This window comes from Glaciecola sp. MF2-115 (assembly GCF_047250385.1).
GTDB lineage: Bacteria > Pseudomonadota > Gammaproteobacteria > Enterobacterales > Alteromonadaceae > Glaciecola.
Map to the genome: position 1 here is coordinate 1 of NZ_JBLBVM010000043.1, position 20,170 is coordinate 20,170.

The window sequence follows — 20,170 nt, forward strand, 5'->3', positions numbered from 1 at the left end:
TACCCCAAACTTCCGCTCTAAGACTACTGAACTCTCTTCTTGGGCTAATTTCGCTAGCTTTAACTTAAATACTTTGTGATGTTTGGACATAAAAAGACCCCCAGTAATTGGATTGTCCAACTATTGGGGGTCACTTCAGAAGGCGCTTTTTTTGTGTAACAACGTTAATTAGCTTTTACGGCGACGTGCAGCAAAACCAAGACCAATCAAGCTAAGACCAAATAGAGCGATAAAAGAAGGCTCAGGGATAGTAGCAGCTGTAACGTTACCAGAACCACGTCTGCTGTAGGCTGATATGTTAGATATATCTGAAGCACCTGTAGGCACGAACGCTGAGGTTAGGCCAAACGCTGATGTTTCATAACTACCGAAGAAGAAGTTTTCAAGGAAGTTTGCTTGAGCAATACCGCCAATAGCGTCTCCAAAGAACTGACTTGACCCAACAGCTAAAGGTTCAGCAATCACTTGGAAGTCTGTATCAGCTGTATATTCGAAGTCACCTAACATAGAGCTCAACCATAAAGTTCCGTCTACAGCGTCAGCAGCTTCAGCACCAGCTGTTGCGCTGTTAACAATAAGAGCTTCATCGAATTCACCTGGGTTAGTCGTATCTAAGTAGATGTTTAACCAAGCTGCTGTGGTATTTAATGTTGGAATATCAATAAATACCTCAACGAATCCACCATTGCCGTCTGGAGCGAATACGCCAGTTGGGGTCGGTGTAAACGCATCTAGGAAAATCCCACCAAATGTGAACGTAAGCTCGCAAGACGCACACTGAGGAGCACCCAAACCACTGGCATTCATATTGAATTTACCTGCACCTACTAATTCAGGGTCGTTGGCTAAATTCGCAGTCAAATTCGCTGTAGTTGGTAAAATTGCAGAATTGTCGACAGCCACATTAGTATCACTAACTAGCGTCGTGTTGTTTATTGTCCACCACTGAGTGTAATCTACTGAAGCTTCGAAATTCTCTGCTTGAGGCAGAGCATCCCAAAATACACCACCAGCTGCATTAACAATTCCTGCGCTTGCGTATGATGATGCTAATAGTAAAGCCGTTGTTGCTAATAATTTTTTCATGGTCAGTTTCCTATTTAACAAAAGATTTATTCTTGTATCTAAAGTAAAGCATGTATCGTGCCATATTTTAACCTCATGAATTTATTGAAGAAAAAAATCGGTCAAAATTTGAGTGTTAAAAAAGTTGACACTTAGATTGCTTTTAAGCGTTCAACTTCTTGCAAAATTTCCTTATCGTTTGAGTTGATAACATCTAGCAGGCCCCATGCTCTCTGCTTTTGACCGTTAACAATCAATGCTTCTGCATAGTGTAAATATATGCTCAAACTTTTACTTTTTGATTTATAGGCTTGTTCGATAAATGGCAGTGCTTCTTGATATTTACCAAGTTTAAGTAAAATCATTCCATAAGTGTCTAATACCTCTGGATCTTGAGGTAAGAGATCAAGTGCTTTTGCACCATATTCCTCTGCTTTAGTGTATTCATTTTGCACATACATAAGCCAAGCTAGGTTATTCCATGCGTAAGCATTTTTATTATTCTGCTCAACTATCGAAAGATATTCCTCTATGGCTCTACTAGGATTTATCCAAACTAAAATATCAGCTAACAACATTCTCGCTAGAATATCGTTTTCGAATGATTCAAGATGTTTTTCGATGAATTCGACAGGTTCATCTCCATAGCCCAAAGCTCCATAACTATCAATGACATGCGTTAATTTAATAAATGATGGTTTATAATTATAAAAGTTTATTAGCAATGGGAGTGCCTTTTCTGGACGACCCTGTTTTAACCATATTTGGCCTTGCAGTCCTTGAGCTGTTACTTTGCCTCTGATTTCCTCTGGCAGCGTGCTTAGTACACTTTGAGCTTTCGCATATTCATTGTTTAAAACTCTAAAATGTACAACCAACATTTTAAATATTGCTTGATCTCGAAATCTATTGGCCGCAGATAAGGACAAGTTTAATGCTTTTGTAATGGCTCCTAACTGTTCGTATGAGTTTATCGTTTTTACGTAAGCATATTGTTCGTTGGGTTGTAACTTTTTCCAATCTTCATACAAACTAACCGCAGCCTCGCCTTGACCTGAAATCATGTAAGAGTCACCCAAAGTTATAAAATACATCGATGGTGTCGTTTTACTTGGAGGCACTGCCGATAATATATTAATAACCTTTTCAGGAGCTCCTGTTTTTGCTAATGCTTGAGCGTATAAGATTCTGTAAATAAGCGCAGATTGGTCTTTATTAAATGCCGTTTCAATTCGCTTAACGGCTTTCTCGGTATTCTCGTTAATTATGGAAACTTCAAAGTATTTAATGAGTGCGTCCATTTGCTTGGGTTGTGCGTCCAGTAAACGCTCCAATAAACTTTCAGCTTCAGGAATGTTTTTATTAAGCACAGCTTCACCGGCTAAAAATAATAAAGAATTTGCATTGCTCTCTTCAATTTCTAGCACTTTCAAAAAGTTTTCTCGAGCCTTTGTTTTATCTTTCAGTTTCAAGTACGCAATTGCGCTAATCTCGTAACCATCAACTTGGTCAGCACGCTCGTTCTTTAGTTTTTCACCTAAATCAATCGCTTTTTGAAGGTCACCATTTCGTTGATAATAGTTTGCAAGTGCATAACTAGCTTGAGGGTATTCAGTGTTTTCGGCTACTAATTCTTCAAGATCTTTTAGCGCATTTAAATCGCTGAGTTTTAAACCTAAAATACCTTGCCTGAAGCGCTCTTTTTCATCGCTGTTCTTTAAGCCACTTGCTATATCTAACATTGACTTAGCGTCCTCAGGTAAGCCTGCGCTGAGCAATTGTTCTCCTGCAAATGAAAACAATTTGGCATCATCAGAGGATAAATCCGATAATGATAGGAAAGATGCTTTAGCTTCTTCATTAGAACCCAATTTTAATTGAGTAATTGCATAGGCCTTGCTCACAGATTTGTCGCGCAACGCGGCATCGCCGGCAACAGAAAAGTGACGATTGGCTTGCTCATAATTTTCAAGATGAAAGTTACTTAAACCTGCCAATACTCTGCCTGCTGGATTATCGCCCCCAGATTGAATAGCCTTTTCACTATGAATTTTTGCTAGTTCATAATTGTTTGATTTAAACTCTAAAATACCTTTTAGCTGTTGTGCATAGGCTATTCCAGGGAAGTTAGTTACAAGGTAATCGATGTGTTTTCTTGCATTGTCAATATCGCCTAACTGCATATAAGTGTTAGCAATCAAAATGTCGACAAAATTGCCTTTCACCTTGTTTTTATATAACTTAATTAGCGGGACTAATGCTTCTTCATGTTTATTCTCGACTAGGAGTACTTGTGCTTTGATTGTGAGTGCTTCAATCATTTCTGGGTCGATATTAAGAGCATCTTCAATAGCTGACATTGCAAGGTTGATATCATCTTGGTCCCAATGGAGGTAAGCTCTGGCAACGCTTTTGTATTTGGATTTCTCTGAATTTTCAACGACTAACATTAATTGTTCAATCGCTTCATCTTTGTTCTCAAGCCTGAAGTTCGCTAACCCCTCATATACATCCAATGCAACGCTAGCCTCAGGCGACAATGAGAGCTCTTCATTCGCTAAAGCGAGTATATCGTCATTAAATTCCTGTAGCCTCAGAACAACAAGCAGGTCGGGTACTATTTCAGACGCATCATAACCTAACTCTAATGCCCTATAAAATTCCTTAGTTGCACCTGGAATATCACCTGTTTTTAGATAGTAGCTAGCAAGAAGATACCTAATCTGAGCATGCTCGGGGTATTCAACCGCAGCATTTTTCAGCTCGATAACACTAACAGAGTAATTTTCTTGCTTGGCAGCTAAGTTTCCTCGCTTTATATAGTCCTCAGGTAAGTCCTTAGAACAGCCCGACAACAGGATTCCAGACATCACCAATAAGAAAATAGATAGATATCTCATACAAATTCCTTTTATGTTAATTTTAACAACGCGCTAAGACGCAGATTTTGAATCTTTTGATCATACTCTTGAATGCAGTATAGGTTTTATTTATTAAAAATTAAACAATCTAATGTACCTATTAGCTTAGAAATCATTGTTACTCATAATCTCTAACATTTTATCTCCTAAACCTTTTTTGTAATGAGCAGGCTCCCAAAAATACTTTAATTCGTTTTCTTCATTGAACATATTTGAATGTAACATGCCCAAATCAGTGAAGTCATAAAAAGCGCTGTCAGTATTATTTGCTACCTTTTTAATTGCGGAACGCCATATTTCAAAATCGTTGGCGAGCCCACTTTTCGCTAGCGCATCGTAATAAAGGTCTTGGTATGGATTGATAAAGATGACAACCCTCTTACCATTTTTTACCCAGTCATTCACATTCTTCTCCAAAACATTGATAGGGCTTTGTACATTCGTCATCAATTCTTGTTTGTGGAATCGAGTTCCTTCAATTTTTGTAAAAAGCGCTCTTAGTTTCTGTGAAGTTAGGACTGCTTGCCCCTCACTTTGTAAAGTAGCGATGTAATCCTTAGCAGGGTTGAAACCTTTGTAAGTGCGAGTTGAGGCATATTGGCTTTGATTAAATATCGTCATGAGAGAGGCTTTAAGTGCATCCAATGAAAAAGTAGCAGATAGATAATCATCGTATTTATTCGACTCAAACTTGAAATCTTCCAAGTTAGGTAGCTCTCGCGAAATGAAATCAACAAAATCAACACCAACATACAGCGTCTCAATGTTGTTACTATTAACTAGGTTTTTTGCATAAGCAATCTGAGCCGGCATAGAGAGTCCAGGGACACCAGCATTGTATACATGTTTATCTTTAAAATAAGGGCTATCCGGGTTAAGACCCATTTCCACTCTTGAATTACCAACTATTAACACATCGTAGTTTTGACCTTCAGCTTGATACTTTTTAAAGGTTTGAACGCGAGTAGCGGCTTCAGGTTTATATGTAAAAATATCGTTTACTTTAGTTTGTTGAAACATCAAAAATGGATTCACCACATAGTTGATCATCCCAACGAACAGGATGAATAAAACGGAACATAAACCAAAGAAAAAGATAAATCGTTTAGGTGTTTGCATTGTTTTATTACTCAAAATTGGAAATATAGAAACTCTGACACTTGTGACAGTGTGAGGATACCTAAACTAAAGCATACCGCAGCCATCAATGCCCAACGGCGTTTGGGTTGCCAATTAATATTATTTATCAGCGAAACAAACGAGACTGCGTTGTTTGTTCTATAGGAAAATTTGTCAGTTGAAAAGCGCACTGCGTTAAACAAGTCTTGTAGGTTTGGTAGCAATAGAACAATAACAAACCCAAACATTATCCAAACCCAATTGAACATAAAGTTGCTTCCACCACCTAAGAAACTAGTAATATTGAAGGTCTCGAAGATAGGATGTAATGCGTCTAATCGGACATAGATAGCATTCGGTAAACTTATTTCCTGCATACCGCTCATAGCAGACATTAAAGTGACAGCGCCATCAAGCGAAGTGGCTCTAAATAATACCCACGCATACACAACTGCAATGAAGGTGACACTCCACGCTAATATTGTCTTAATTGTGCTGGGTATTATACTTACGGTAGGACAATACTGTGACCAAACTTGTTGAATCGATAAGTAACTTCCGTGCAAAGCCCCCCAAATCAAAAAGTTCCAACCGGCACCGTGCCATAGTCCACCAAGTAGCATAGTAATCATTAGATTTCGGTAACGGTTAAACTCTCCGAGTCGATTGCCGCCGAGTGGAATGTAGATGTAGTCGCGTAAAAAGCTAGAGAGTGTGATGTGCCACTTTCGCCAAAACTCACTGATGTTCAGTGCTTTATAGGGGGAATAGAAGTTTAAGGCTAGTACGATCCCAAACAGGCGAGCAATGCCGATTGCCATATCTGAATAACCTGAGAAATCAAAATACAACTGGAAGGTATACGCTAGTGCACCCCCCCAAGCTACAAACATTGAGATGCTTTCGCCAGCTTCTGCTTGAGCAAATACGTCATTTGCATAAGGCGCTATCCCATCTGCGAGCACGGTCTTTTTGAATAAACCAATGGCGAAAATACTCAAGCCAATAGCAATATTCATATAGTCAAATTTTACGTTTTGAACGGCTTTAAATTGCGGAAGCATTTGCTTGTGATGAACAATGGGGCCTGCAATTAATTGCGGGAAAAAAGTAACGAACAATGCGTAATGCAGAAAACTGTATTCGCTTGTTAATCCGCGCTTAGCATCGACCAGATAGGCAATTTGCTGAAACGTAAAGAAGCTAATAGCCAGTGGCAGAATGATTGTTTCAATGCTGAAATTGGTAGACGTAACAGTATTGATTTGGTCTACAAGAAAGTTTGTATATTTGAAGTAGCCTAAAAATCCAAGATTAACCGATACTCCAATGCCTAATAGCAGTTTCGCGCGTTTCTTTGCAGCGAGTAGTTTCCCAAAGTTAAAATTAAATACCATCGAAAACACGATAAGTATTAAGTAAGCAGGATTCCACCATCCATAAAAGAACAGTGAGGCAAGTACCAACCACGCTACCAACAAGTTACTTTTTTGTTGTTTTAGTAGAAACAGAAAACCAATTAAAGTAATCGGTAAAAAATAGAACAAAAATTCTGCGGAATTAAAAAGCATTTATAAAAGCTTATTATTTTTTTTCTATTAAAGCATAAAAAAAGGCACTTTATAAAATAAAGTGCCTATCTATTAAGAACTAAGCTTTAATCAGCTATTTTTATAAGAGCTAACCCTTATAAAAAGCCCTCTCAATCCTATCCTTCAAATAAGCCTTATGGATCTTAGTTGCCTGATCACCTCGAGACTTCTTCACCATATCCATCACACGACCAAGTTCATACATCGCCGACGCTTTGGCAAAGTTGTCATACTTGCTTGAACCTTCAAGCCCTGACATATTAATTAAGCGTTCAACATACTCTACTTGCAGGTTACGGCGGTAAGAATTTACATCTTTCTTAATATCGGCTTTAAATACGGCGTCGGTTAAACGGCCCATCATTTTTTCAGCAGTAAAAGTATTACCGTAAAGTGTTGTGTCAGTTAGACGAATGAGCACGTTTGGATGCATTACATGATCCAATACGTTTTTCTGAGCGCCTAATAACATGTCATGTAGGCGAGGAGACTCATCTCTTCCCCAACCACTGAAGCCACGACGTTGACGTTGAATGTAGGCAAATAACGGCGCCATTTCTTCAATTGCATCAGGTGCAAAAACGAAAGCGGTTAGCGTATTCATCGCATTTTGCTGTTCATCTTCAGGCACTGGCGTTAGTGGCTGCGTATAGCCTTCTTGGCCAACGAAGGCGCGATTTAGGTAAACACCACCAATGTAGCGAGAAACAACTGAAGCTTGACGAGCAAACTCACCAAACAACACATTCACGCCTACAGCAAGATCATTGTGTGAACGACCTTCTACGAGTGTTTTGCCTTTTAATTTGCCAGCCATATGTTTGATTAGCTCAAAGCGATCTTTTGCATAATCGACCGCTTCGCCCGACATATCAAAAATATTGATGCGAGGATCAACGTGGCGACCAACTGAGCGCATATCGTCTGCATCATTACCGAATGCTAATTCAGGCTCAGCGGAACGGTTTAGGATGGCTGTTAGGCGCTTTTCTTCTTCAACTGCATCAGCTAATGCTTCAGAGTAACCATATTGAATTGCCCAGTCATCATACGGACCTGGTTTTTCAGTATAGAAGTCACCTTGTTCCATGCCTACCGGCGCATAGTTTACTGATGGGTAGTCCATGACAGAGCCAGCAAGGATACCTTGCGTAATGGTGTCGTCATGCGCTTCTTTGTGCCCGTGTAATTGTGAAGCCATCATGTTGTGGTTCAAACCAAGGGTATGACCTACTTCATGAAGAATTAAATATGCCATAGATTGACGAAGTAATTTGTCTTCTTCAATTTTGCCCATACCGTCAACTAAACCGGCATATTGACCAAACATCATGCCTAAGTTTAACTCATGCCCTAGCGAGCAAAGCATTCGGTCATCGCCCTCTAAGCTGTTGCTTAGTGAGGCGTAACCATCAGTGAACATTTCACCTGCAATCCAGCGACCTTTCATGAAGCTGTATTCCAACATAATGTCAGAACCAATGATTTGGCCTGTTTCTGGGTGAGCAATACTTGGGCCGTAGCCGCCAAATGGTGGGCGAGGAGATGAGGTCCAACGCAATACGTTGTAACGCACGTCATCTGAACTCCAATCAGCGTCATCAGGCTGTATTTTTACTTCAATTGCGTTACTAATACCGGCTTTTTCGAATGATGAATTCCAAGCAAGAGTTGCGTTTTTAATCGTTTCACGCCATTCAACTGGCGTCGTGTTCTCAATCCACCAAGTAATTGGCTTCACTGGATCAGATACTTCCGCGCCCGGGTTTTTCTTTTCTAAATGCCAGCGATTGATTACATCGCGATAGTTAGCTGTTTGATCAGACGTTAGATCATCAAATTGCTGCGAGAAGAAACCCATTCTTGCATCGTCACGACGAGGCTTAAAGTTGTTCTCTGGGGCTTTGATGAAAGCATGTTGAATTTGTAGTGTTGTGTAACGAGAATCAGAAATGTCCGGACCACCGCTTACCGTTGGCGTGCTATTTTCATAGACGTAACGAACTACAACATGGGTGTTTTCAGGGAAGTTTTTGATTTCACTAATGCTTGTTTTATCTTTCGATAACTTACCCGGCTTGAAGCGACGTTTGTCTGCTTTCGGGTCATCGCTTGGGCCCTGAGTTATTTGATGAAGATCTTCATTAGCAAACAAATCATTTAATGAAAAAGCAATTTTGCCATCTTCTTCATGTTCAATTTTGGTTGATAATAAAATCGCTTCGCTGATATTAGCATCTGCTGCGCGACTTACTGCATTTTCTGGGTCAAAGTAAAAGCGTGGTGTTTTTGATACTATTTCAATGCGGTCATAGTTGCGACGTATCTCGATTAAACGAGAGCCTCTAAATTGACCTCTAAAAGTACCTGCTGTTACCGCGCCATCAACTGTTGATACGAAATATAAGAAAGGCGTGTTTAGTTGCGATTCATTGATAACAACCAATCCGCTGCCGTCTTCTTTATCTCTGTATATGCCAACAAAACCCTCAAAGGCGTCTTTTTTCTCTAAAATTTCAGTTAGAGTTTCTTTCTTTTTTTCTTCGTCTTTTGCGTCATCTTTTTTATCTTCAGCAACGGCTGTAAAAACCATTGAAGATAAAAAGAGGGCGAGTAGCGATTTTCGTGTAAAGTTTACAAACATAATGCTATCCAAAGCTAGTTAGACTTAGCCTTTCTGTCGAAGGCGCGTTTGCTTCAGAGAGGCGATCCAAAGAAGCGATATTAATATAATACTACTTTCGTATACGGTTTTTAGATTGCTTTTACCGCAAATTGTTGATTAATTGTTACAAGGTTTGTCATACACATGCAGAGGTGCAGGTTCGTTTTTTCGTTAGCGATCAAATTTATTAAAATAATTTGTGGACGATATTCAATTTAAATTGTCTATTTACCATACCTACCAACCTGTAAAATACGATTTGGGTCAGTATGAGAATACATGCCCTGCATCAATCGATGGCTTGAGAGAGTCTCATCGAAAAACACTTTCTGTTGCTCTATGTTCAAGCGATAAGGCACGTACCCTTTGGATAAACCTTTTTCTACCAATTCAGACAAGCATCTTTTTGCTAAATCAACTTTGATAGGATCGTCCTTATCAAAAAGTAATGGTACGGTACTATCGATTAAATCATGTTTTAGATTGGTGAACGTGATCATTGGATCAATCCCATATCGGCTACAAGTGCTTCTAACATGTGCAACGTATTCAATGAGTTTTTCCTTTTTCATGGGGATTAAAGGAGCGTACCAAAGTAGGCCACAGCCGTCTTTCGCTGGGTCAAGTCTCGAAGATTCCTGGGGACGTACTTTTTTATTTCGCCAATAAGCTAACTTCAACGCAACTGTATTAGGCTTACCCTGCATGATTTCGATACCTTTCTCTAAAGAGTTCAGTTGCTTATGCACATTCTGGAAAACGTATGAAGGCAATTTGTCAAAAACAAACTTACCCATTCTTACAAGCAAGTCATTGGAAAAAATAATTTTGCTAGATTTTAATTTGGCTAGCATTTTAATCCTATTTTTTGCCGCTAGCACAATCTCTTTGTCTCCATATATTGTTCCTATTACTGTCCATGCTGGAATATTTTTCTTTTTTGAAATCTGGGTAATTTGCTGTTCATTCAATAGGGAGGAAGTTTGCAGGTTGGGATTTTCAGATAACATTGAAATAAGTCTGCGTTTGTCCATTAAATTTATCGAACCAACAATACCGTCATATCTCTCAAGAGTTTCTCTAACAAAGTCGTACGCGTCGGTAATATTATTTTCTTCTTCGTAATTGATATAAAAGGAGTCAAAAGATTCAGTCTGGCGTTTTACACGAATAGTAACTTCATAAACTATCCCTAAGCCGGATTGGGTAAATAAGCCATCTAAATAAGGACCGACGTTCCATTTGTACGAAGTATTTACACCGAATTCGTCTGCATTTGCTTTCGTCAACATTTCGCCTAACGGTGACATATAGTGTTCACCGTTAGGAAGGTAGGCTTTCAAATCATTAACCGCACCAAAATGGTCTTGATGAGGTGTAATTCCGTATCCTCGTTCGAGAGCGTTACCTAGAATAGAAGCATTAGGACCAGCACCTGTAACAGGTACCATAAATGGAAGGTCATTTTCTGCAAAATAACGAGCGAGTGATTCCTGTGTAACGCCAGGTTCAACCGCAATATGACCAAGTTCTGCATTAACAACAGTAATTTTTGCTAAGTCTGACAAGTCAATGATAACAGCTCTAGCGCTTTCGTTCGGAAGTGACGTTCCGTAGCCCCAGTTGTTACCTGTTGAAATTGGGTATAGCTTAATCCTTTTAGAATGCTCAAGCTCGCTTACAGCAGAGAATATCAGTGCTATATCTTCATGGCGATTAACTTTGATGGCACCCAGTATTGATCTTTCGATTCCTTCTGTGCCTTTTAAGTACAGCTTGCTCGCTTCTTCATTATCCAAAATTGATGAGGAAAATCGTGCGTTTGATTTTAATGTTGACAATATTTCCGATATCTCAGACAAGGGCAAGAACCTCTTTTAGATTTAATTTGTGACCATTCAAGTTCATCTAATTATAGATGTAAGCTGTAACTTGTAAACTAACTTAACTGCAACTCCACAAACTCCTTATAAACCGGACTCTGCTCCATCAATTGCGCATGTTTCCCCTGAGCTAAGACATTACCTTTCTCGATTACAATTATGTTGTCAGCATTGATCACCGTAGATAAACGATGCGCAATAATCAAGGTGGTGGTTTTCGTCATTAAAGAGTCGAGCGCTTGTTTCACGTATTTTTCACTGCTGGCATCCAATGCACTGGTTGCTTCGTCCAATAAGAGGATAGGGCGTTTTGCTAAGATGGCTCTAGCAATTGCAATACGCTGCTTCTGACCGCCTGACAGTTTCACGCCACGCTCACCTAATTGAGTCTCATAACCGTCTACAAAGTCTAAAATGAATTCGTGGGCAAAGGCGAGTTTGGCCGCTTCAATAACGTCCTCTTTGCTGGCTTGAGGGTTTGATAAGCGAATATTATCCATTACTGTTGTAGCAAATATCACGGCATCTTGCGGTACTAAGGCAAACTGGCGACGAATGTCGGCGGTGCTGATACTTTTTTGTGTTGCGTCACCAATACGTATTTCACCATAATCGATATCGTAAAAACGCATTAATAAATCGAATAAGGTCGATTTACCTGCGCCGCTATGACCGACAATCGCTACTTTTTGACCGGGCATCACATTAAATGACACATCGTGAATCACGAGTTTGTCGGGGACACTTGGGTAACTAAAGCCGATTTTATCCAGTGCGAGAATGGGTTTATTCGAATCCACTAGGGCTTGTTCGTTAATTCTAAAGCCTTTTGTTGTGGTTGGAATTGCTTGCTGGTTTACTTCTTCGTTATCAGTTTTGCTATTAGTTTCGATGTCTCCATCACTATCATATTCAGGATGAGCTGTTGACGTCAGTTCAGACTTTGTGGAACCTGCTTTAGATGCTTTAGATGCTTTAGATGCTTTAGATATGTCAGATGTGTGGGATTCACGAGATGAACTAGAAGCGGCAGTTGAAGCAGAAACCGTTGCCTTACCAACATACTCATGCTGTAAAAGTTTGTCTTGATCAGACGTCGAGCCCGTCGCTTCAACAGGAATATCAGGCAAAGTATTCATCAACTCCACAATGCGCTCGCTCGCACCTGCCGCTTTTTGTAGATCACCAATCACTTCACTAATAGTCGCAATAGCACCGCCAGCCAGCACAGCATAGAATACAAATGCGGTTAATTCACCTGGAGTGATTGCTCCTGAAATAACATCAATTGCGCCCACCCAAACAACGATGAAAATGGCGCTTAAGCTAATAAACATGATCATAGCAATTAACAAAGCTCGATAATGAATCCGCTTTGCAGCGCTATGCATGATCTGTTCGGCACTGGCATCGAATTCATTAACACTTTGTTGTTCGTGATTGTAGGACTGCAATGTGTGAATTTCATGCAGGCTTTCATCAATCAAAGTCCCCATATTAGCCACATCATCTTGGCTGACTTTGGCGAAGTGTCTTACTTTTTTGCCCAGTAATTTAATAGGAAGCAAAATAATGGGCACAGCGATGAATACGTATATAGTTAGCGTCGTGCTAGTAATAGCCATCAGTATAAGAGCACCAATGAACATAACCAATGAGCGCAATGCCATAGAAACGCCCGTGCCAACAACAGACTGCAACAAGGTCGTATCGCTAGTAAATCGCGATATCACTTCACCTGTGCGTGATTCGGCGAAGAAGCTAGGCGATAAGGTAACTAAATGTGAAAACAAGGCTTTGCGAATATCAGCACAAACCCGTTCACCCAGCCAAACCATTAAGTAGAATCGACAGTAGGTTGAAACACTGCCAATTAAAGCAATCACGAGCACTAAAAGTAATGAATTCAGCAACATCGATTCATCACCAACAACGAAACCTTGATCAACCACCATTTTTACACCTTGGCCTAAGATCAACCAAGACATTGCGCCGATCACTAGGGCGATTAATGCAAGGATGACTTTAGTCGTGTACGGGCGTAAATGTGAAAATAGCCACGAAAGTATTGATGCGCTGCTGTTCAATTAATTGCCTTATTTTTGATGAATATGGGAGTGATGACAAAGGATATACTATCCAACGCAAAAGGGCTCACTTATTCAGTGAGCCCTTTATTTGGCATCTCGGAATTTTACTTTATTTACGAATTATGATTTACGCTGTTTCGCTCTGTTTAGACTAACTCGTCTAAACAAAGTCAATAACACTAGTAAATTAAACAATCCGATTGCGCCACCTGAACTAGATGAGGGTGGCGTAACAACAATCAATTCCGGCGGTGGCTCTGGTGCAATTACGTTCACAGTCACATCGATGGAGGTTGATGCGTTAAAGTCATCAGTTGCCGTAAACGTGAAGCGCAGCGTGCTATCTGCATCAGGAGTTGTAAACGTGGTGCTTAAACTATCGGCATTGGCCAGTGTAACGGCAGTGCCTGATGTTTGTACCCAAGAGTAGGTCAAATCCTGAGCTTCTGGATCACTTGCTGTTGCCATCAGGGTGATGGTTGACCTGGTATTCACGTTGATTGCGGTTTCGGTGCTTACCGTAGGTGCTTGGTTTGAGTCATCATCTCGAATAGTGATAGTCACTCTTGTCGAACCTGAAATTGTGACGTTATCAGGGTTATCCAACACAACGGCAAACAATTCATTCTCTTCAATTTCGTCATCATTGACGATATTGACTGTAAAGTTTTTAGTGCCTAGTTCGCCAACAGCCCATTCAAGCAAATCGGTAGACAGTGTCGCGTCTGAATCGTCTTGATTACCAAAATCAAGGCTTAAACCTACTGACGCAGCTTTATCAGATGCACCAGAGCGTGTGACGCTTAGCTCAATTGCGCCCACAGTTTCCTTAACTAGTAAGCTACTTTTCGCTAAGACGATGGTAGAAGAACGGTCGGTCAAACTCAGAATATCAACTTTGGCAATATTTGGTGTGGCTAGTTCTGCGTCCTGCGAAGGGTTTTCTAAGCGAATGTACATGCTTTCAGTGGCTTCACCTGTGCCATCATCGCGTGCTTCTATGTTAATCGTTTTTGCACTTGTATCGCCGTCCTCCCACAATAAAGTACCACTTTCCTCTGCGGTGAAATCGTTCCCGCTTGCCGCGCCGCGCAGTATTTTGTAATCAACCGACATTGCGTTTGTGCCCGTTCGGTTAACGACTACGTCTACTGACTCGCCTTCAGTCACCTCAAAATATGACGCTGAGAAATTAGCATCACTTTTTGCGTCAGTATTCGATTCATCTCGCAACACATACAAACCGCCTTGAATATCACTGGCAAGGATAATCCCTGAAGGAAGGTAAGGATAAACACCCCAAACGCCGTTAAACGATGCATTATCTGAGCTTGGGAAGGTATCGAAATAAGCAATTTGTGTTGTTTGTAAAGGATCTGATATATCCAGCACAGTGACGCCACGCTCATAGTTAGACATGTAATATTTATTACCACGCACAAAGCCATTGTGGTCAATTGCGCGAGTTGGGCCGGTATAAGTGGCAACTAAGTCCGGTGCGTTTAGGTCTGATATTTCAAATATATGCACTGTTGTATTTAAGCCTTGGCGCTGCTCATCTAATTCGTCGTGCAAAATCACATATTGTTGGTCTTCACTCCACCATCCAGAATGGGTGTACTCAGCATTCGGGTATGTGACTTCCGAGAGTTCAACAGCGCTGCCCAAATTTGAATGATCCCACAAACGCATTGTCGATTCATTGAAGTCGAACATCACGGTACATCCTGCTGATGTCGCATTCACACAGTCTCGCTGTGCACGCTCATCATTGATTAACATCGAAGATGCATCGTGCGTGTAGTCATTTCGAGTCGCGCCAGATAGAGTATAAGTAGGCGTGGGTACTTCAGGGTCGGTAAGACGATAGCTGCGCATAGAGCCACCTAAGTTATTCGCACCTAAGATGTGTGCTTGTGGCGTAGCGCTTGAATTCTTGATGTTCAAACCATAATCGACGTTTGAAATGTAGATGTTGTGAGCTTCTGAATCCCTTACATCGCGATCAACCAAGACCAATCCTTCACTAGGATCGCTCAGGTTCATAATGGTCAAACCCTCTGAGGCACTATCAGCAGTTGCATAAACGTAAGCTTCCCACTTGTTCATGTCACGATTGAAATACTGCAGTACTTTGATGTCGCGCCAAGTTGTATTTTGACCTGAAATGGCGTTGATGATCACGGGGTTGACCGGTTCAGAAACGTCAACTAATGCAATGCCACGGCGTAAGCCAATTAAGGCATATTCTTTCATTGTATTTAAATCGACATGACCCCAAATATCATTGGCGCCAGAGCTATTAGTTGGGAAGCTAGCAACCGGGATGTGGCTAAGCAGTGACATTTTGTCACAAGCAAACTGACCCGCAAAACCATTCACACAAGGAGTATCGACTTGTGATTGATACATTGCTTTTACTTGCGCTAAGCTTTTATCAAGCGCAACTTCTGTGGCTGCATCTTGACCTTTGCTATCAACAATAACATTGAAGCCTTTGTCGTATAACTCACTTGCATACTCCAAAGGCACGCCGGTAAGAGTAGTCGGAAAAGCTTGTGGGTTTTGAACCTGATAATTATCTAGCGTTTGGAAGCCGCCTAATGCGGGAACCACATCGCTGACCAAATACAGGACATCGGCAAACTGTTTTAATTCGTAATTTCCTTGGGCAACTAGAACGGTATCGCCTTTGTTAGCTTGTTGTGCGGCATAGCCAATAGATGCGCATGGGCGGAAACGATTTTTACAATCGCCAGCATCCACGCCTTTTTCAGCAACAAATCGTGCTTTGTCGTGATCGGTGTGGGCATTCGCTTGAGCACAAATCCCTGTGGCAATTAATAGCAAGATGCGTAAACTGGTAAAAGTTTTTTTCATATCGGTTCCATTTTTGTACTTGCAAACACATATTTTCACAAATTCAACAATCAACACGCCCAAAGGCATTCTTATCATTGCTGCTTTGCTGTTATTTTTTGGCTGCTCTCCAGCACCTGAAAGCGCACATCAAGCTGACATAAGTCCTGGCCAGTCAATAGGCATCAGCTTTCAGCCCTATTTTCAAGGCAAAGCAGTCCAGTGTGGACAAACGCTTAGTATGCATAATGAAGAGTGGCAAATTTCTGAACTGGCTATGTTTTTGCACCAGTTTTCACTCAACAATTTGTATCCCATAATCCTAGACGATAACGATTGGCAAAGCCAGCAACTTGTATTGTTACGCTCGCCTAGTGACTGTCAACAATTGATGAGTAATTTAAGTCTTAGCGGCGTGATTGATTTGGTGGATATGCGAGTTGGAAGCGGGAAATCAAATCGTGATTTACTGAATGAGGTGATAAACGCAGATGCAGGCAAGCCGCTCACCTTGTCATTTAAAGTGGGCGTTCCGTTTGAACTCAATCACCAAAATCCTTTGCTACAAGCTTCACCTTTGAATGATTCAAGTATGTTTTGGGCCTGGCGAAATGGCTATAAATTTATTCGTTGGGACATGCAAAGTAAGCAGGGCAATTCATGGTCATTTCATTTAGGTAGTGTCGGATGTGAATCTGCGGCGATGGTGCGGGCGCCTAAACAAGCTTGCGCGCAGCCGAATGTTATTCCTGTGGAAGTGGTTTTGCCGCCCAATACTATTCAAGCCATTGGATTTCATTCAAGTGATCATCCAGATTTAAATGATGATCAAATTCACATTAGTCTTAAACTTCATCTGGATAAAGTGATACATCAAATTATTCCTTCGCAAGAGAGCACATGCATGTTCTCGGGTATCGATAATGATTCTTGCAAGGGTTTAGTGAATAATTTGTATGAGGAAGGCGTTTTTGAGTAGGGGTGGCGTTAGGTCTTTTATGTTGAAGAAGGTTTTCTTTGCTCCGATAGTCTTTATCCACAGAGTTTTTGAGCAATGTGACTTCAAGCAAGTATGCTTCAATCATAAAGCTTTCATCCAAAGAGAGTTTAATCAAAGTGCTTTGAATCAAGGAAGTTTCAGGAAAGGAGCGTTAAAGCATAATGGCTTCAAAAAAGGCTCAATAACTAAAGTATTTTCAACTTTAGCATTTCTCTTCATAGCGGCTTGTTCGCCTCAAAAGCAAACTACACCTTATCAATGGAATATCCCTGCCGGTTTTCCAGAGCCAATTATTCCAGCGGACAACCCAATGACAAAGGAAAAAGTGGCTTTAGGCGAAAGATTGTTTAACGACGTGCGCTTATCCTTTAATCAGCAGCAATCATGTGCGTCTTGTCATATCAAAGCATTCGCCTTTGCCGAGCCAAGAGAAACCTCAGTGGGAACAACTGGGGAAGTATTAAAACGCAACTCCATGGCTTTGGTGAACGTAGCTTATAACGGCAGTTTTACTTGGGCGGATAATGGTTTGGGCACTCTCGAAAATCAAATATTAATACCGCTATTCAATGAAGCCCCAGTTGAAATGGGTGTCACAGGCAACGAAGCAGACATCATTAGCCGCTTAGGTGATTATCGTGCTGACTTTAATGAGGTTTTTGGTGATGAAGACATTCATTTTGACCACATTGTAAAAGCCTTGGCTGCTTTTGTGCGAAGCCTGACATCCTTTAATTCAAGCTTCGACCGCTATGCTTACTTCAATGAAGACGAAGCTTTGAGCGATTCTGCCATAAGAGGGATGGATTTGTTCTTCTCTGAAAAGTTGGAATGCTTTCATTGTCATGGCGGCTTTAACTTCACACAATCGAGTAAGCACGCAATGCAGAAGCTCGACCTAATTTCGTTTCACAATACAGGCTTGTATAACGTGGATGGGAAAGGGAACTATGCGAATAACGATCAAGGTTTAGCCGATATCACTTTTGACCCTACTCATGTCGGTAAATTTAGAGCGCCTACTTTACGCAATGTGATGCTAAGCGCGCCGTATATGCATGATGGTTCCATGGCGACAATGTCTGAAGTCATAGACTTTTACGCAGCAGGTGGGCGTGGTGAAGGTATTAAAAATCCACTGAAAAGCCCATTTGTACAGGGCTTTGATATTACGGATGAAGAGAAGCAAGATTTGCTGAACTTTTTAGAAAGTTTAACGGATTATGAGTTTGTTGGGTTGCAGTAAAAACCCTAAGCGAAGCTAATAGCACCCAATAGTTTAGTGCATTGGACATACCACTTTAGAAATTCAAGAAAAATAGGCAGTGTGCAGAGTCAACCTAAATTAGGCTTTTGCGCGGGACGCTCCTAATTTACCTGTCAGATAATTTTACATATAAATAACTTTTGTCTTTTACGCTAGTGCAAGTGGCTGATATTATTGTGTTTTATGTTGTGGTCTGAACTTTGCTTGTCTGTTTATAGTAGCACAATGCTACACGTAGTTTACGGAATAATAATAAAGGTACCGATAATGATTAAATGGATTAAAAGAAGTACGATGCTGATTGCATTGTTGTCATCAATTTCGATGTCAGCTAATGCGGCGTTTATAGTCGAGCAATATGATAATTATTGGTCTACTAGCTTGTCAAATATGCAAAGCTATGCCAATGCTAATGCCGCAAGCACCACTGCAAGCTTTAGTGTCATCGATTTTAGTGATACAAATTCTCCCGGTAATTTTGCAGGGTTTAACTTGTGGCCTTCCGATGCGCCAGTTTGGTCTGGTTCAAGTGCTGCAATTAACGACACATTTTTTGTTAGAATCACTGGAACAATTGAATTTTTAACAAGCAGCATAATAAGAACGTGGAATGATGATGGTGTGTTTGTATTGATTGATGGAGTGACTGTGTTGAGTGACCCTACATTACATCCACCTCAATATTATTTCAGTTCAGCAGTAGCTTCAGGCATTCATGCATTTGAATTGTACTTTTTTGAAAATGGTGGTGGCGCAAACCTAGAAGTTGCCTTCTCTGATGCACAAACTCAGAACTATAATCAACTAACAGCTAGAATTCCTGAGCCCTCTACATTGTCCTTGTTAGGATTATGTGTTGCGGGTTTAGTGTTTGGACGCAAATTTAGAAAATTGTAATTCAGAAGCGCTTATGAGGGGAGTTTATGCTCCCCTTTCTTGTTTTTGAAAACTACTTAAACGTCTTCCAATTAATATTCGTCGATAACAACAACTCTCGCAAACTCAAAGCTCGCGGCGTCGACTTCCCTTTCGTATTCCATGTATGTCCACTGCAAGCTGCACTCAATATGGCTTTGTTGGGCTTAACTAATCGGTGTGTTACGTGTGTTTTAGATGCTTCAAGCGACTCGCCATTTAGCGCAAACCAACCGTATTTATTGGTGTGAAGCTTGTTTGCTGGGGTAGGGATCATATCAATTGAATCCAGCTCAATATGTTCGTTACCGTAATCATTCACATAAATACAAACAACAGCGCCATGATAATGGTGTTGCTTGAACCACTTTTCGGCTTTAGCAATTTCGTCGTCACTAGTTGCAGGTTTCGCCGCAGGGCACTTATTACTTTGCTTGGATTTCCAAGTGCCATTATGAACATCAACGTCAATGGGAGTGGGTTCGTTAATGAGAAATTCAGCCGCGTTCTTAATATGATAAGTAAGACCGCTGAGTTTTCGTTTTAATAGGGTAGGGTCTTTGATATTGCTGGTGGCAAGGCTTACTAGCTCTCTTTCATACAAAGCATTGCATAACTCAGCAACGTTCGGAAACTGTTCTGCTAAGTTAAAAATGTTAGTTTGATCGGGTTGCTGGTCGCTCATCACGTCGTTTATTTGTTCACAATGCTCAAAAAATAAAGCGGCATCTTAATACATTAAGATGCCGCTTTCATTAATTATCCTAAGTTCGACTAATTTAAGCAAAGTTATC

12 protein-coding genes are annotated in these 20,170 nt (G+C 40.7%); 3 read left to right on the forward strand and 9 right to left on the reverse strand.

Annotation, left to right across the window (positions count from 1 at the left end; all coding sequences use genetic code 11):
- Positions 1-168: 168 nt before the first annotated feature.
- The 8 genes from ACKLNX_RS05010 to ACKLNX_RS05045 form a co-directional block, all read right to left on the reverse strand.
- Positions 169-1,086, reverse strand: coding sequence for a PEP-CTERM sorting domain-containing protein (locus tag ACKLNX_RS05010; RefSeq protein ID WP_412971472.1), 918 nt, complete (start codon positions 1,084-1,086; stop codon positions 169-171).
- Between the two features lie 131 nt (positions 1,087-1,217).
- On the reverse strand, positions 1,218-3,965 hold the full coding sequence (gene prsT, locus ACKLNX_RS05015; protein WP_412971473.1) for an XrtA/PEP-CTERM system TPR-repeat protein PrsT: 2,748 nt from the start codon (positions 3,963-3,965) through the stop codon (positions 1,218-1,220).
- A 126-nt stretch (positions 3,966-4,091) separates the two neighbouring features.
- Positions 4,092-5,105: a hypothetical protein gene (locus ACKLNX_RS05020; RefSeq protein ID WP_412971474.1), complete on the reverse strand. Its 1,014-nt coding sequence runs from the start codon at positions 5,103-5,105 to the stop codon at positions 4,092-4,094.
- A gap of 11 nt (positions 5,106-5,116) precedes the next feature.
- Complete coding sequence (locus ACKLNX_RS05025) at positions 5,117-6,676, reverse strand: MBOAT family O-acyltransferase (RefSeq protein WP_412971475.1); 1,560 nt, start codon at positions 6,674-6,676, stop codon at positions 5,117-5,119.
- A gap of 109 nt (positions 6,677-6,785) precedes the next feature.
- Positions 6,786-9,341, reverse strand: a complete 2,556-nt coding sequence (locus tag ACKLNX_RS05030) for a zinc-dependent metalloprotease (RefSeq protein ID WP_412971476.1) — start codon at positions 9,339-9,341, stop codon at positions 6,786-6,788.
- 245 nt (positions 9,342-9,586) lie between these two features.
- Entirely contained in the window at positions 9,587-11,224 is a 1,638-nt protein-coding gene (locus tag ACKLNX_RS05035; protein ID WP_412971477.1) for an FAD-binding protein, read from the reverse strand.
- Between the two features lie 77 nt (positions 11,225-11,301).
- Positions 11,302-13,332: an ABC transporter transmembrane domain-containing protein gene (locus tag ACKLNX_RS05040; RefSeq protein ID WP_412971478.1), complete on the reverse strand. Its 2,031-nt coding sequence runs from the start codon at positions 13,330-13,332 to the stop codon at positions 11,302-11,304.
- Positions 13,333-13,455: 123 nt separating this feature from the next.
- The gene (locus ACKLNX_RS05045) at positions 13,456-16,215 is read right to left on the reverse strand and encodes a choice-of-anchor B family protein (protein WP_412971479.1); all 2,760 of its coding nucleotides are present in this window, start codon (positions 16,213-16,215) and stop codon (positions 13,456-13,458) included.
- 19 nt (positions 16,216-16,234) lie between these two features.
- On the opposite strand from ACKLNX_RS05045, the gene ACKLNX_RS05050 reads away from it, so the two are divergent.
- The 3 genes from ACKLNX_RS05050 to ACKLNX_RS05060 all read left to right on the forward strand — a co-directional run bounded on the left by ACKLNX_RS05050 (position 16,235) and on the right by ACKLNX_RS05060 (position 19,358).
- Complete coding sequence (locus tag ACKLNX_RS05050; protein ID WP_412971480.1) at positions 16,235-17,173, forward strand: MbnP family copper-binding protein; 939 nt, start codon at positions 16,235-16,237, stop codon at positions 17,171-17,173.
- A 19-nt stretch (positions 17,174-17,192) separates the two neighbouring features.
- Positions 17,193-18,440 (forward strand): MbnH family di-heme enzyme, encoded by a 1,248-nt coding sequence (locus tag ACKLNX_RS05055; protein ID WP_412971481.1) that lies wholly within the window; start codon positions 17,193-17,195, stop codon positions 18,438-18,440.
- 288 nt (positions 18,441-18,728) lie between these two features.
- The gene (locus tag ACKLNX_RS05060) at positions 18,729-19,358 is read left to right on the forward strand and encodes a PEP-CTERM sorting domain-containing protein (RefSeq protein WP_412971482.1); all 630 of its coding nucleotides are present in this window, start codon (positions 18,729-18,731) and stop codon (positions 19,356-19,358) included.
- 52 nt (positions 19,359-19,410) lie between these two features.
- Here ACKLNX_RS05060 and ACKLNX_RS05065 read toward each other — a convergent pair whose 3' ends face one another.
- Positions 19,411-20,061, reverse strand: coding sequence for a hypothetical protein (locus ACKLNX_RS05065; RefSeq protein WP_412971483.1), 651 nt, complete (start codon positions 20,059-20,061; stop codon positions 19,411-19,413).
- Positions 20,062-20,170 lie beyond the last annotated feature (109 nt).